The sequence below is a fragment of the Streptomyces sp. NRRL S-340 genome (assembly GCF_000720185.1).
Taxonomy (GTDB): domain Bacteria; phylum Actinomycetota; class Actinomycetes; order Streptomycetales; family Streptomycetaceae; genus Streptomyces.
The window spans coordinates 1-14,410 of the sequence record NZ_JOIY01000080.1; the positions used below are offsets into that span (position 1 = coordinate 1).

At 74.2% G+C, this 14,410-nt stretch carries 10 protein-coding genes and 2 pseudogenes; 10 read left to right on the forward strand and 2 right to left on the reverse strand.

Annotation, left to right across the window (positions count from 1 at the left end; translation table 11 throughout):
- The 4 genes and pseudogenes from IG64_RS42750 to IG64_RS36730 form a co-directional block, all read left to right on the forward strand.
- Positions 1–1,339 (forward strand): annotated as a pseudogene (locus tag IG64_RS42750) (hypothetical protein); the annotation flags it as partial.
- Complete coding sequence (locus tag IG64_RS36720; protein WP_037864753.1) at positions 1,336–3,699, forward strand: WD40 repeat domain-containing protein; 2,364 nt, start codon at positions 1,336–1,338, stop codon at positions 3,697–3,699. The pseudogene IG64_RS42750 and the gene IG64_RS36720, both read left to right, overlap by 4 nt.
- Positions 3,700–4,192: 493 nt before the next feature.
- Positions 4,193–4,831 (forward strand): RES domain-containing protein, encoded by a 639-nt coding sequence (locus tag IG64_RS36725; protein ID WP_051813816.1) that lies wholly within the window; start codon positions 4,193–4,195, stop codon positions 4,829–4,831.
- 814 nt (positions 4,832–5,645) lie between these two features.
- Positions 5,646–6,047 (forward strand): hypothetical protein, encoded by a 402-nt coding sequence (locus IG64_RS36730; RefSeq protein WP_051813811.1) that lies wholly within the window; start codon positions 5,646–5,648, stop codon positions 6,045–6,047.
- 54 nt (positions 6,048–6,101) lie between these two features.
- On the opposite strand, the gene IG64_RS36735 is transcribed toward IG64_RS36730, so the two are convergent.
- Positions 6,102–7,967: a glycoside hydrolase family 2 protein gene (locus IG64_RS36735; RefSeq protein WP_051813813.1), complete on the reverse strand. Its 1,866-nt coding sequence runs from the start codon at positions 7,965–7,967 to the stop codon at positions 6,102–6,104.
- Positions 7,968–8,190: 223 nt separating this feature from the next.
- On the opposite strand from IG64_RS36735, the gene IG64_RS36740 reads away from it, so the two are divergent.
- The 6 genes from IG64_RS36740 (at position 8,191) to IG64_RS36765 (ending at position 13,901) form a co-directional block, all read left to right on the forward strand.
- Positions 8,191–9,267: a LacI family DNA-binding transcriptional regulator gene (locus IG64_RS36740; RefSeq protein ID WP_234438745.1), complete on the forward strand. Its 1,077-nt coding sequence runs from the start codon at positions 8,191–8,193 to the stop codon at positions 9,265–9,267.
- Positions 9,268–9,333: 66 nt separating this feature from the next.
- On the forward strand, positions 9,334–9,759 hold the full coding sequence (locus tag IG64_RS36745; RefSeq protein WP_051813815.1) for an antibiotic biosynthesis monooxygenase family protein: 426 nt from the start codon (positions 9,334–9,336) through the stop codon (positions 9,757–9,759).
- Positions 9,760–10,247: 488 nt separating this feature from the next.
- A complete protein-coding gene (locus IG64_RS36750; protein WP_234438746.1) occupies positions 10,248–11,591 on the forward strand; it encodes an extracellular solute-binding protein in 1,344 nt (447 codons plus the stop codon).
- Positions 11,592–11,602: 11 nt separating this feature from the next.
- Positions 11,603–12,547: a carbohydrate ABC transporter permease gene (locus IG64_RS36755; protein ID WP_037864760.1), complete on the forward strand. Its 945-nt coding sequence runs from the start codon at positions 11,603–11,605 to the stop codon at positions 12,545–12,547.
- A 12-nt stretch (positions 12,548–12,559) separates the two neighbouring features.
- Complete coding sequence (locus IG64_RS36760) at positions 12,560–13,432, forward strand: carbohydrate ABC transporter permease (RefSeq protein WP_037864762.1); 873 nt, start codon at positions 12,560–12,562, stop codon at positions 13,430–13,432.
- A gap of 97 nt (positions 13,433–13,529) precedes the next feature.
- The gene (locus IG64_RS36765; protein ID WP_037864764.1) at positions 13,530–13,901 is read left to right on the forward strand and encodes a hypothetical protein; all 372 of its coding nucleotides are present in this window, start codon (positions 13,530–13,532) and stop codon (positions 13,899–13,901) included.
- Between the two features lie 198 nt (positions 13,902–14,099).
- Here IG64_RS36765 and IG64_RS36770 read toward each other — a convergent pair.
- Positions 14,100–14,410, reverse strand: a pseudogene (locus IG64_RS36770) (ATP-dependent helicase); the annotation flags it as partial.

Consider the following 14,410-nt stretch of genomic DNA (forward strand, 5'->3'; position numbering starts at 1 on the left):
CCTCCCGGCCCCCCGCCGCCCCGCCTGCGCCCCGCGACGCCTCGGCCTGGTCATCGGCGTACGCAGCAGCCGGCCGCCTGCCGGGGAGGAGACCGCGGAGGCGGTCACGGGGGGCGCGGACACGCAAGGCCCGGGCACGGGCGGCCCGGGCACGGAAGGCCCGGCTGCGAGCGGGGTGGGAACGGAGGGCCCGGTCATGGAGGGCCCGGTCACCGGCACCCCGGTCGCGGACGGCACGGTTGCGGAGGGCCGGGCCGCGGGCGGGGCGGCGAGGGAGGGTGCGGCCATGCAGGGCAGGGTCACGGGCGGCGTTGGCGGCGTGGGCGGCGCGGGCGGGAAGGGCCCGGCCGCGGCGGACCCGGCGGGCGGCGGGCCGGTCACCGGGCAGGCGCGCGCCGGGAGCCAGGACCCGGGGCTGCTCTCCGCGCTGCGCGAGGTCTTCCCCTCGGCGACGGTCCTGCGCACGGACGGGCCCGGCAGCCGTGACGACATCGCGGACTACGTGGAGGCGCTCATCGGTCCCGGCCCCGGCGGCACCACCGGCTCCGGCGGCACCACCGGCTCCGGCGGCACCACCGGCTCCGCCGTCCGGGCGGGCGTGCGCGAGGCCGCCGTGACGGTCGCCGAGGAGGTGTGGCCCTCGTTCCTCGACGCCCGGCTCGCGGGCGAGCAACTGCGGGCCGCAGCCGATCCGGCCGCGCTGGTCGCCAGCTCCCGGTGGCGCGAGCTGCTGCACGCGGGGACCACCGGACTGCTCCGCCGCGACCTGCTGCTGGCGGAGGCGGAGGGCCTGCCCGCGGAGGTGGCCCTCGCCCTCCTGCGCTCCGGCGCGTTCGCCCTCGGGGCGGGCATCCCCTGGTCGAACGTGTGGCCGACGGTGGCCGGAGCGCTGCTGGGCCGGCCGATCGAGGACCCGGACCGCATGATCGCCACCCTGCTGCGCGGCGGCCTCTCCGGCTACCTGGCCCACGACCACGAGGACGACCGCCTCGTCTACCGCCCGGCCCACGAACGCCTCGCCGAGATCCTCCGCGACCCCCACCAGAACCTCCTGGCCGGCCCGCAGGACGGGGACGCCGCGCAGGGCGGGGACGTCGCGCAGGCGGGGGCGACCGCGCAGGCCGGGACCGGCCTGCCGGGTGGGAGCCTCCCGGCGGGGGGCGGCGCCCCGCCGGCCGGGACCGCCGCGCCGGCCGGGACCGCCGCGGGGAGTGAAACCCCGCCGGCCCCGCCGGCCCCGCCACCCATGACCACCCCGCCGCCCCAGCCGGCCCTCCCGGCCCCCGCTGCTCCGGCCGCCGCTCCCGAGCGCACGAGCCCGCGGGAGCAGCCGGCATGACCAGTGCTGACACGGGCGCCGGTGCCGGGCGCTGGGGTGCGCCCGGGGAGGCGCACCGGCTCATCGCGAAGGCGCTGGCCAAGCTGGTCACACAGGACCCGGCCGTCCCGCCGCACCCCTATCTGAGCCGGCACCTCGCCGACCACGCCGCGCGCGGTGACGTACTCGACGACGCGCACGTGCCGCTCGCCGTGCTGCCCTGGGAGTCCAGCCGGAAGGTCCGCACGCTGCTGCGGCGCACGGGCGACGCCGGGCAGCGGCAGGAGTGGCTGGAGGCCTGGGCGGGGATCGAGCCCTTCCTCGGTGACGCCGGCCCCGCCTCCCGGCTGACGAGCCTGCACCTCGCGCACCACGCCGCGACCCGCCGCCGTACACCGCTGTCGGCCGTGCCCGCGGCGGCGCGGCGGCTGGCGGGTTCGCGCCTCACCCCGCTGTGGAGCGACTGGAGCGCCCCGGACAACGTCCTGGCCGTCACGGACACCGTCGTCGAGTCGCTGGCGCACACCACGACGTCGGACGGCCGGCACCTGCTGGTCACCGGCGACAGCCACGGGACGCTGCGCAGGTGGGAGACGTACGGCGCTCCGGTCGGCGCCCCGTCGCACACGCACGGCGGCGCCCTCCAGCACCTGCTGCCCCTGCCGGACGACCTGCTGCTCTCCGGCGGCACGGACGGCACCGTGCGGGTGTGGAACAGCGCCCGGGGCCAGCTGCTCTCGGTAGCCGTCCACCGCCCCCGCACCTGGGTCAGCGGCCTCACGCTGCTCACCCCGGCGGACGGCCCGCCCCGCGTGCTCGTCGCCCACAGCGACGGTCACCTCACGGCACTGGACCCGGTCACCTTCCAGGCCGTCGACGACGGGGCGGCCCGGCTCCCGTCCCTCGACCCCGCACCGGCGATCGTGACCGGTGTGGGACTGGCGCGGGCGCAGGGCACGGCGCTCGCCGTCGCACAGGGCCGGTCCGTGCGCGTCTGGCGGCCGGGCCAGGACATCGTCGAGCTGGGCGAGCACGCGGACGAGGTGCGGGCCGTCGTCGACCTGCCCGCCCCGAACCAGTTCGTGACCTGCGACGACTCGGGGCACATCGGGTTCTGGGACGCGACGGCCGAAGGCGGCACGGTGACGGCGGCGCCGTCCCCCGCCCGGTCGCTCACGGCCCTGGTGGCCGTCCCGGTGGACGGCGAGCCGGCCGTGGTCTCCGCCGGAGCCGACCACGTCCTGCGGGTGTGGAGCACCGGCAGCTTCCGCACGGTGGGGGGTCCGCTCGAAGGACACACGGCCGCGCCGCTGGCGCTGACCGCCGTACCGGGCGACGCGCCGCTCGTCGTCTCGGCGGGCGCGGACCGGACCCTGCGCCGCTGGAGACTGGCGGGGCACGGCAGCCGCCCGGCACCGCAGGTCCGCCGGTCGGTGACCGCCGCGGCGCTGCCGTGCCGGGCGGTGACCGCCGGGCCGCTCCTGGTCGCCGTGGCCGACGAGGAGGAGGCCGCGCTGTGGAACGCGGACACCGGCGCGCGCGTGAGCCTGCCCGTCGGCGACACCACCGTGACGGCGTTCGCGTGGACCACGGCCCTGGGCGGGCCCCTGCTGGTCACCGCGCACAGCGACGCGGGCGTGCAGATGTGGTCGGTCGGCCCGCGCGCCGGCCTCGACCTCGCCGACGCCCCGGCGCGCCGCGGCACCCTGCTGAGCCACAGCCTGCCCGTGCAGACCATGGTGGCCTTCCCGGACGGCGGGCGGACGCTGCTCGCCACCGGCGGGGCGGACGGCACCCTGAGCCTGTGGGACCTCGGCCGCCAGAGCCGGCTGGCGTGCTGGGACGACCACATGCTGAGCGTCCGGGGCCTGGCCGTGCTGGACACCGGGCGGGGCCCGCTCGTCGTCTCGGCCGGGGCGGACGGGACCCTGCGGCGGTGGGACCCCGCCACCGGACCGGTGGGCGCGCCCGTCCACTGCGGCCAGCAGGGAGTGCACGCCGTGGCCGTCGTACCGGCGGCGCCCGGCGAGCGGGCGCTCGTGGCGTCGGGCGGCGAGGACGGGACCGTACGCCTGTGGGACGCCCGGACGCTGCGGCCGGACGGTGACGCGCTGGACGCCGCCGACGGGCCGGTCACCGCGCTCACCTGCTTCCCCGGCCCCGCCGGCCGGCCCCACCTGGCGGCCACCGGGCCCGGCGGTACCGTCCACGTGTGGGACGTCACCGCCCGCTGCCGGGTGACCCGCATCGTGACCGGCAGCCCGCTCGGCGTCCTCCAGGCACGGCCGGCCGACGGTACGGATCCGGACGGGCACCCCGTTCTCCTGGTGGCCGGAAAGGCGGGTCTGAGTGTGTTCGAACTGAACCTGGGGGATTACTGAGGTTCGAGCGCCTTTGCCGGCCCCGGGCCGCCCCAGCGGCGCTCCCCAGGGCGGACGTGCGCCCTCCGGATGCCTCCGCGCCTCCCCCGCGCGCCCCCGTGGGCGGGCCGAAAACCGCCCCTGCGGACAGCCGTTGCGGGACAATGATCGCTCGAATGTCCCGTCGGCACATGCACCGGAGCATGGACCGGGCGCGCACCGGAACATGCGCCGGACACCCCCGCAACCTCCGGCGGGCACACGGGTGGAACACACGGGGCACGTACCGCGCCGGCCGGCGCCCCGCGCACCGGCGGCGCGGCCCGACGGCAATCAGCGGCCAGCAGCGAGGGTGTATGAACGGCACTTCCCCGGCGGCGACCACCGCCGCCCCCCGGGCGTACCCTCCCGCAGGCCGCCCGCTCCGCCGTACCGCGCCCGGGGGAAGGGCGACCGCGTGACGCGGCAGGCCGACGAACCGCCCGTGACCCTCGTCCACGGCCCGGAGCGGGGCATGTGGCGCCTGGGCAAGAGGAGGCAGCCGCTGGCGTACAACAGGCTGGAGCCCGAGACGAGTCAGGGCTCCAGCGCCGGCCGGTTCAGCCTGGCCACCTACGGGATGCTCTACTGCGCCACCGACCTGGCCGGCTGCTACGCCGAGGCGCTGGCGCGCTTCAGGGTCCACCCGAGGATGCGCGGCCTCATCGGCAACGACTGGGACCGCCGGCCCAGCACCATGCGGCTCGGACACCTGGCCTCCGGCTGGCGCGAGGACCACGTCCTGGTCCGGGTCGTCCCGCCCAAGGACGCCCGTTTCCTCGACGTCGACGCGACCGCGACCCGCGAGGTCCTCATGAAGGAGCTGCACAGCGAACTGAGCGCCTGGGGCGTGGAGAACCGGCTCACCGACGAGCACATCCACGGCGGTGACCGCAGGATCGCCCGCCAGATCGCCGCGTGGACGGTGGCCCAGCGGGACCGGACCGGGCACCGGCTGGCCCAGGGCATCGCGTACCGCTCCGGCTACGGCGGCCGCCAGTGCTGGGCGGTCCTGGAGGACGTCGACCTGGAGGACGCCGAACGCCGCCCCGTCCGCCTGGAGGACCCGGCGCTCCAGGAGATCGCCACGGAATACGGCCTGAGACTCTTCTGACGGCCCCGGAGTACGGCGTATGACTGGCCGGACGGCAGCCCGGAGTACGGCCCGGGACTGGTCTGAGGGCCGCCCGGATCTCGGCCCGGGACTGGTCTGACGGCCGCCCGCCCCGGCCAACGTGCTGCGCGTCCCGGCTCCGGCGTACGGCCGGGTTCCGACACCCGCCTTCCGGTTCCGATTCCGGTTCCGAGGCCCGTCCCGGGGCCGGCGCCCGTACCCCCTGTCGTGCACCGCCCGGCTCCTCGGCCCCGTGCCCGCCACGCGCGCCCGTCCCGCCCCGCAGCCGCGCGCCGTCCCGCCACGCGGCCGTCGCCCGAAGGAGTGGCGCGGACATCACGCGGCGCCCCCCGTCCACCCGCTTCCTACCCACCACCGAACCAGGCAAATCCCCTGGTCACCCCTGAATCCACCGGCCCCCGGGCCTTTGCACCCCTGTTTTCCGGAACGAGGGGTGGTGGGATTTCCGGGGGGTTTCCGGGGGGAAAGCGGTGGAGTAGCCGGCGCGAGCGAGGGTAGACTTCCCTCAAGACACCCAGGGGGGAGCGATGTTGAGCAGGCGTCCGTTACCCACCGACGCGCCGCGACCGACCGTCGACCGGCCGGGCCGCGTGCCCGCGCCGCCGTCCGCGACCGCCCTCACCTCCTCCCGCTCGCCGGTGTCCACCCGCCTGCGTGAGCCCACCCGCTCACGTGTGCCCACGCGCCTGGCCGCACCGCGGCTCGCGTCCGCGTGTCCCGGGGCAGCGCCACTCACCACCCTCCGCCGCGGTGTCCGGAACACCGGCCGGTGTGCCGAGGAATCGAGGAGATCATGCAGACCCTGACCGACCCGGAGAGCCGGACCGACCGGGAGACCGAGGCCACCGCCCACGCCGGTACGGTGCAGGCCTCCACCGCGGCCATCGCGCGCTTCCTGCAGGACAACTTCGGCCAGCGGCTCACGGCGTTCATCGCGGGCATCGAGGACCCCAAGCAGGTCGGCAAGTGGTGCAGCGGCCAGAACAGTCCGCGCATCGACTCCGAACTGCGCCTGCGCGCCGCCTACCAGGTCTTCCAGATGATCACCCTCGCCGAGAACTGTCACACGGCGAGAGCCTGGATGATCGGGATGAACCCGCAGCTGGAGGACGACTCACCGGTCCAGGCCATCGCCGAGGACCGGCACAAGGACGCCATGGCAGCCGCGCGTTCGTACCTCAAGGGCGATCTCTGACCACGCGAGCAGGGGCCGGCCACCACGGTGACCGGCCCCCGCCCCTGCCCCTTGCTACGCCTGCACTTCCTCCTTCTCCCTCTCCTCCTCCTTCTCCGTGGCGGTCTCGCCGGTGGCCTCTCCGGTGACGATGCGGCGGATCGTCTCCAGCGGCAGCTTCGGTGAACCGTCCGAGAAGAGCAGGCCGTTGGTCTCCTGCGCCGTGTCCATGTACTGCGTGTAGCAGAAGCCCGCGACGACCCGGCTGGAGCGCAGCGCACCGAACAGGGCGTCCAGCAGCGCGGCGTACTGGGTGTCGGAGCCGGTCCGGGTGTAGGAGAAGTCGCCCTCACCGGCGCGCACCGACAGCCCGCCGAACTCGGTGATCATCAGCGGCGCGTCCCCCGCGGCGTACCGCTCGGTCTGCCGCTCCGTGACCGAGAGCACCCGGCCCTGCGGACCCGGACCGGCCAGCACCGCCTCGAAGGCGGCGGCGTCACCGTAGCGCCGGGCGAGTTCCGCCGGGTCGCCGCAGTAGTCGTGCACGCCGAGGATGTCGCTGTCGGTGTGCTCCCAGCCCTCGTTGGACAGCACCGGCCGGCTCGGGTCGAGGGCACGGGTGAGGTTCGCCAGGGCGATGGAGTAGTGCCGCTGCGCCGGGTCGTGCGGGATGTCCGATGCGCCCCAGCTCTCGTTGACCGGCACCCAGGTGACGACCGAGGGGTGACTGCGATCGCGCCGTACGAGATCCAGCCACTCCCGGGTGAGCAGTTCCACCGCCTCGGTGCCGAACTCGTACGCGGCGCCCGTCTCGCCCCACACCAGCAGACCGAGCCGGTCGGCCCAGTACAGGAAGCGGGGGTCCTCGGCCTTCTGGTGGATCCGGACCGCGTTGAAGCCCATCGCCTTGATCAGTTCCACCTCGCGGCGCAGCTCGGCGGTCCCGGAGTTCGCGATCAGGGTGTCCGGGCGGTACCCCTGATTGAGCACGGAACGCACGTAGTAGGGGCGGTCGTTGAGCAGGAAGGCGCCGCGGCCGACACCGGCGCTGCGCAGGCCCACGTAGCTGTCCACCGTGTCGAGGACCGCCGAGGTGGCCGCGTCGCGCACGGTGACCCGCGCGTCGAGCAGGGTGGGGCGCTCGGGGCTCCACAGCAGGTCCTCGCGGTCGATCCCGTTGCGCAGGGCGGGGGCGGCCACGTCGATGCGGCTGCGCGGGGTGCGGACCGCGGTGGTGCTCCGGGCCAGCACCTCGCCGTCCAGGCTCAGCACGATCTCCACCGTCAGCGGGGCGGCGGGGGGCGTGGCCAGGGTGACCTCGGCGAGCACGCCGCGCGCGGGGTCCGGGATCCAGGCCAGGTCCGTGACGCGCTGGGCGGCCACCGTCTCCGTCCACACGGTCTGCCAGATGCCGGTGGTCCGCTCGTACCAGACCGCGTGCGGCCGGTCCTGCCAGTCCTGCTTGCCGCGCGGCTGCGCCAGGTCGGCCGGGTCGTCCTCGGCGCGCACGACGAGCACGTGCGCGTCGGCGCCGGGCCGCAGCGCACCGGTGACGTCGGCGGTGAACGGGCTCTGCCCGCCGACGTGTTCGGCCACCAGGCGGCCGTCGAGCCAGACCTTCGCGCGGTGGTCGACGGCGCCGAAGTGGATCAGGGCCCGCTCCTCGCCGCCGGCGGCGAGGATCTCGTGGGGGATGCGGCGGCGGTACCAGACGACCCGGTGCGGCGCGGTCTCGCCGATCCCGGAGGCGGGCGCCTCGGGCGGGTACGGGACGGTGATCCGCCGGTCGAAGCCGCCGGCCCCCTCCTCGGCGAACCACGCGTCGCGCTCGCCCACGTCACCGTCGTCGTACCCGAAGTCCCAGACGCCGTCGAGGCTGTGCCACCGTTCCCGCTGCAGGATCGGCCTCGGATACGTCCCGTCCTGCTCGCTCGCCCTCACGGATCCTCCTTCTGCCTTTTCGGCATGCCGCAGGCCTTTCCGGCAGGCCCGGCGTCGGCGTTTTCAGCGTTCCTATAATCGAAGTCCTGCCATCATGAGTGATCGTTTGCATCGATGCAAGACCGGCAGGAGCCCGGTCGGGGCCCGCCGGAGTGCGGCGTCCGCCCACCGCCGCCCGTGCGGCAGACTCGGGGAGCCGATTCGACGGGAAGGAGCCCCTCCAGTGGCCAGAGTGCGGATGCGGGACGTGGCCGAGCACGCCGGGGTGTCGGTGCGGACGGTGTCGAACGTGGTCAGCGGCTACCCGCACGTGAGCCCGGAGACCCGGGCCAAGGTGCAGCGCTCGCTGGACGAACTCGGCTACCGCATGGACTACATGGCGCGCGGCCTGCGGTCGGGCCGCACCGGGTTCATCGCCCTGGCGGTGCCCTTCCTCGCCGAGCCGTACTTCGCCGAACTGGCCCAGGCCGTCATCCGGGCCGCCGGACGGCGCGGGATCACGGTGCTGGTCGAGGCGACCGCGGGAGACAGCGAGGTGGAGCGGCGGATCCTGGAGGGCGGTCTGACCAACGTGGCCGACGGCGTGCTGCTGAGCGCCCTGACGCTGCCGGCCACCGACGGCGCCGCGGCGGCACCGGACTTCCCGCTGGTCATGCTGGGCGAGCACAGCGTCGGCGACCAGTTCCCGCGGGTCGGCATCGACAATGTGGCCGCCGCACGAACCGCCGTGGAGCACCTGCTGGAGCAGGGCTGCCGCCGGATCGTCGCGCTCGGCCGCAACGGCAGCGAGAACGGCCGCCAGCGCACCGAGGGCTACCGGCAGGCGATGTCGGCGGCCCGGGTGCGCCGGGTGAACTGGCTGGTCGCACCGGTGGACGACTGGACCAGGGAGCAGGGCTACGCCGCCGTGAGGGAGCTGCTGGAGGGCGACGGCCCGCTGCCCGACGCGATCTTCGCGTTCAACGACGCGCTGGCCGTCGGGGCGCTGCGGGCCCTGGACGCCTCCGGCGTGCGCGTGCCCGAGGACGTCGCGGTGGCCGGCATCGACGACATCCAGGAGTCGGCCTACACCCACCCGCCCCTCACCTCCGTCGCCCCCGACCTGGACGTCATCGCCGAACGCGCGCTCACCCTGCTGGAGGAGCAGGCCGGGCGGCGGTCCGGGGCACAGGGCGCCGGCCGGCCCGGCACCGAAGGCGCCGAGGGGGCCGGTCCGGAACCCGTCACGGCGAGGCAGGAGGCGACCCCCTTCAGGCTGGTGGTCCGCGAGTCCTCCCGGCGGCGGCCCCCGGCGCGATGAGCGGCCGGCCGTCCCCAGGACGGAAAGACGCTGGATCGCCGGGCGGCCCCGCCATACGGTGGCCCCATGAGCGAGCACCCGCAAGCGCCTGTCATGCCCGTCGCGGCCCATGAACCCCCCTATTACGTGGCTGTCTTCACCACCGTGCGCACCCAGGACCAGAGCGGCTACCGCGAGACCAACGCCCGCATGGAAGAGCTGGTGAAGGGCGTCCCCGGGTTCCTGGGGATGGACCACGCGCAGACTCCCGGGGGGCTGGGCATCACCGTCGGGTACTTCCGCGACGCCGACGCCCTCACGCGGTGGCGCAGCGACGAGGAGCACCGCGCGGCGCAGCGGCGCGGGCGGGACGACTGGTACGAGCGCTACACCCTGCACGTCGCGAAGGTGGAGCGGAGCCACGAGTTCACGCGAGCGCAGGGCACGGAGAGCCCGAACAGCCCCGAGAGCCCGAACAGCTCCGAGGGCCCGCAGAGTCCGTCGGCAGGCTGAGCCGCCCGAGTCGCCCTGGCGGGTGTCCTTCGCCCGGCGGGCGTCCAGCACCCCGCGGGTGTCCTTCGCCCCACGACGCTCTTCGCCCGGCGGATGCTCTTCGTCCCCCGGGCGTCCTGCGCCCTGCCGACACCACGCACCCCGCAGGCGTCCTACGCCCTACGGCCACTCTTCGCCCTGCGGCCGTCCCGCCCGGTGACGCCCTCGCCCTGCGGCCGTCTCGCCCGGTGACGCCCCTTCGTCCCGGGACGCCCGCCCGCCCCGGCGACCCGCCCGCCCCGGCGACCGCGCGCGGCCAGTCGCCGTCCCCCGCCCGTGAGCTTCCGAACCGAGTGGGTCCGCCCCGCCGAAGCGGGTCCCCCGGTGGGCGCAGGGTGGCTGGAACTCGTCCGCAAGGTCACTTTCCGCCGATCTATTGCATCGTTGCAAATCGTGTGTCAGGGTCTGCGCCATCGAGTTCACACCGACGTGACGAGGTGAATGCCCCTATGAGCGCAGCGATGGCGCGCCGGCGGTTCCTGGCCCTCGGCGGCGGCCTGGCCCTGACCGGAGGGCTCGCGGCGTGCTCCTCCCCGCTCGCGTCCGGGCTGACGGGCTCGCAGCCGAACACCGCGGACGTCATCTTCTGGAACCTCTTCACCGGTGGTGACGGCGCCAACATGGTGCTGATGGAGGACGCCTTCCGCAAGGCCAACCCGGGGACCTCCCTCGAAGCGACCATCCTGGGCTGGGGAAACCCGTACTACACGAAGCTGGCCCTGGCCACGGCGAGCGGTACGCCCCCGGACGTCGGCATCGCCCACCTCTCCCGGTTGCCGCTGCTGGCCGCGGCCGGGCTGCTCGAACCGGTCGAACACACCGGGATCGGTGAACTGGGCGTCACCTCGGACCGCTTCACCCCGGCGGCCTGGGAGAAGGCCACCGTCGACGGGACGACGTACGCGGTCCCGCTGGACACGCACCCCTTCGTGCTCTTCTACAACGTGGACCTGGCCCGCAAGGCGGGGCTCCTCGCCCCCGCGGGCGACGGCCTGGTCCCGCTCAAGGGCAAGGAGGACTTCCTGAGCGCCGTCAAGGCGATGAAGGAGGAGGGCGGGGCCCAGTACGGGGCGGTCATGTCGATCACCGCCGACCCGTCCACGGCGTGGCGGTACTTCAGCATGATCTACTCGGGGCTCGCCGGCCCCCTCGTCACCGACTCCGGCACCCGCATCAGCATCGACGAGGAGGCGATGCGGGAGACGTTCGCCTTCATGCAGAGCCTCACCGCGGGCGGGCTGATGCCCAGGAGCCTCAACGGCTCCGGCGCGAACGCCCTGTTCAGCACCGGCAAGGCCGGATTCCTCTTCGACGGCGAGTGGCAGATCCCCTCGTACCGCCTGGTCAAGGGTTTCCGCTTCGACGTCGTGCCGTTCCCGGCGCTGCTCGGCCCCGAACCGGTGGCGTACGCCGACTCGCACGCGCTGGTCGTCCCGCGCAACGCGGGCCGCTCGGCGGCACGCACCCGCGACGCGGCCCGGTTCATCAAGAGCCTCCTGGACGACAGCGCCGTGTGGGCGCAGGGCGGGCACATCCCCGCGTGGCTGCCGACCCAGCGCAGCAAGGCGTTCCTCGACCAGTCCCCGCAGCGCAACTACGTGCGGGCCGCCTTCGACGCCCAGTACGACCCGGCCGCCTGGTACACCGGCGCCGGCTCGGACTTCCAGTCCACCGTGGGCTCGACGATCATCGACGTCCTCTCCGGGCGGACCAGCCCCCAGGGCGCGGTCGCCGGCATGCGCGCCGACCTCAAGCGGTACACCACGGCCCGACCGCCGGTCACGATGAAGTAGGAGGCAGCCCCATGACGACCGCCGTCCCCACGCGACCGGCACCCACGGCGTCCGCGCCACCCCCGGCGCGTGAGCGGCCGCCCCGCTCCGAACGCCGGGCCGGTGTGCTGCTCAGCGCGCCCTTCCTCGTGATCTACCTGCTGTTCCTGGTCGGTCCGCTGCTCGTGGGCGTGGTGCTCAGCTTCTTCAACACCACCACCGTCAAGGACGGCCTGGGCGACTGGGTCGGCCTGTCGAACTACTCCGAGGTGGTCGGCGACCCGCTGTTCTGGGACGCCATGTGGCACTCGGTGCTCTTCACCCTGCTGACCACCCCGCCGCTGGTCGTCCTCGCGCTGGCCGTCGCCGTCCTGGCCGCCCGTATGCCGCGCGGGCGCACCTTCTACCGCCTGGCCTTCTTCGCGCCGTACGTGGTCCCGTCGTCCGTGGTCGCGCTGATCTTCCTGTGGATGTACACCCCGCAGATCGGACTGCTGCCCAAGCTGTTCGGCGCCGTGGGGCTGCCGGTGCCCGACTTCATCGGCAGCACCGCCGGCGGCTGGACCGCCGTGACGCTGATGACGCTGTGGTGGACCTTCGGCTTCAACTTCGTCCTCTACACCGCCGCGATCCAGGACGTCCCGCCGGAGGTGTACGAGGCGGCGGCGATCGACGGGGCGGGCCCCTGGCAGCAGATCCGGCACATCACGGTGCCGCTGCTCGGCCGGACCACGAGCCTGGTGCTGATCCTGCAGATCCTCGCCTCGCTCAAGGTCTTCGACCAGATCTACCTGCTCCTGGCGGGCGGCCCCAGCCAGTCCACCCGGCCGGTCATCGAGTACATCTACGACACCGGTTTCACCTCCTACCGGGGTGGCTACGGCGCTGCCGCCACCATGGTCTATTTCGTCATCATCGTCGCGGTATCGGCGGCCTGGTACGGGTTGCGGCGACGCGCGTCCGGCTCCGCGGCCTGAGTGGAGGACCCCTTGAGCAGCATCACCCGGCCGCGGCCCACCACGACGGCGGGCGCGCCCGCGCCCGACCGCGGGAAACTCTTCAACCGGCTGTGCGCCGTCTGCCTGACCCTGTTCGCGCTGATCTGGCTGGTGCCCTTCGCCTGGGCGCTGATCACCTCACTGCGCTCCGACGGCTCCATCACGCAGGACCCGACCTCGCCGTTCGCCGGCGGCTGGTCCCTGCACGCGTACTCCTACGCGTGGGACCACTACCCGATCGGCAGCTGGTACCTGAACAGTCTGGTCATCTCGTCCCTCGCCGTGCTCTTCACGGTGGGCTTCTGCTCGATGGCGGGCTTCGCGCTGGCGCTGCTGCGCTTCCGCGGCCGGACCGCGGTGCTGGCCCTGGTCGGGGCCGGACTGATGCTGCCCAGCGAGGCGCTGGTGCTGCCGCAGTTCATCGAGTACCGCTCGCTCCACCTGCTCGGCACCTTCTGGGCCCTCGTCCTGCCCTCGGTCGCCGCCCCGGTGTCCGTCTTCGTCTTCCAGGCGTTCTTCCGGGGCATCCCCCGGACGCTGATCGAGGCCGCCCGCCTGGACGGGGCGAGCTGGTGGCGGGTCTACGCCACGGTCTGCATGCCGCTGTGCCGTCCGGCCGTCTCCACGGTCGCCATCCTCACCTTCATCACCTCGTGGAACGCCTTCCTGTGGCCGCTGCTGGTGCTGAACCAGACCAAGTCACAGACCATCCCGGTCGGACTGGCCTCCCTGGTCAACAACACCAACATCCAGTACGCCGAGGTCATGGCCTCCTCGGTGCTCGGCTTCCTGCCGCTCGTCGCCGTCTTCCTGGTCTTCCAGCGGCAGATCGTCCAGGGCATCGCCACGACCGGGATCAAGTGACCGGACCGGCGCGGGGGAGGGGGCGGCCCGGGCCCGGACCGGACCACGGCCCGATCCCAGGGTGGGACGGGGCGGTCCGCTGAATACAATCGCCTCCATGCCGAACGCTGATGAGCTGCTCACCGCCGTCGCGGCGATGGTGGAGGCGCAGCCGAGCAACCAGATGTCGCTGACCGTGGTCGTGGACGGTGCCGTCATCACGGGCCGACTGGCCCCCGAGAGCATGTGGCGCGAACGCGTCTCGGAGGTGCTGAGGACGTCGGAGCGGCTGAGCCCGTTCTCCGACGTCTTCACCAGCCACCGGGGGGCGCGGCCCGACCGCGGCGGGTCGCCCACGCACCTGCACTTCCACCTCGCGCGGATCCTGCAGGGCAGTCTCGGTATCCCGGAGACGGGCGGGATGTACCGCGTCGCGATCAAGGACGTCAGCGCGTGGACCGTGGGCGACCTCAGCTACTCGGAGCAGTGACCGGCCCCTTCCCCGGACGCTGACGGCTCTACTCCGGCCGGCCCGCTGCTACGGGCGTTGACCGGCTTATCCCCCGGGCCGGGCTGCCGCTACGGGCGTTGCCCGGCTTATCCCCAAGGCCGGGCTGCTGCTCCGGGAACGAGCGGGTCTCCGCCGGGAGCGGTGACCGGGTTCCTCCCCGGAGCAGTGGTCCGGCGTCTACTCCGAGCGCCGGGCGGGCTTGTCCGTGCGCCGTGCGCCGGTGCCGGGGGCGGACTGCCGCCGGTTCCGGTCACCGCGGCGCGCGGCCTCGCCCGCCGGACGGCCCTTGCCGGCGCCGCCGCGGCGCCCCCGGGACGAGGAGTTGGCGGCGCGGCGCGGGGCGGGTTCCCTCTCCGGTTCGGTGATGGTGACGGGGGTGCCGGTGGGGGTGCGGGCGCCGGTGATGCGGTGGAGTTCGGTGTCGCCTGCGCGGACGGGGGTGATGTGGGGGGTGATGCCGGCGGTGGTCATGAGGCGGTTGATGTCGC

Excerpts from the sequence above, each read along its gene's own strand:
- IG64_RS36720 (WP_037864753.1), top strand. The coding sequence starts at position 1,336 with ATGACCAGTGCTGACACGGGCGCCGGTGCCGGGCGCTGGGGTGCGCCC.
- IG64_RS36725 (WP_051813816.1), top strand. The coding sequence starts at position 4,193 with ATGTGGCGCCTGGGCAAGAGGAGGCAGCCGCTGGCGTACAACAGGCTG.
- IG64_RS36730 (WP_051813811.1), top strand. The coding sequence starts at position 5,646 with ATGCAGACCCTGACCGACCCGGAGAGCCGGACCGACCGGGAGACCGAG.
- IG64_RS36745 (WP_051813815.1), top strand. The coding sequence starts at position 9,334 with ATGAGCGAGCACCCGCAAGCGCCTGTCATGCCCGTCGCGGCCCATGAA.
- IG64_RS36750 (WP_234438746.1), top strand. The coding sequence starts at position 10,248 with ATGAGCGCAGCGATGGCGCGCCGGCGGTTCCTGGCCCTCGGCGGCGGC.
- IG64_RS36755 (WP_037864760.1), top strand. The coding sequence starts at position 11,603 with ATGACGACCGCCGTCCCCACGCGACCGGCACCCACGGCGTCCGCGCCA.
- IG64_RS36765 (WP_037864764.1), top strand. The coding sequence starts at position 13,530 with ATGCCGAACGCTGATGAGCTGCTCACCGCCGTCGCGGCGATGGTGGAG.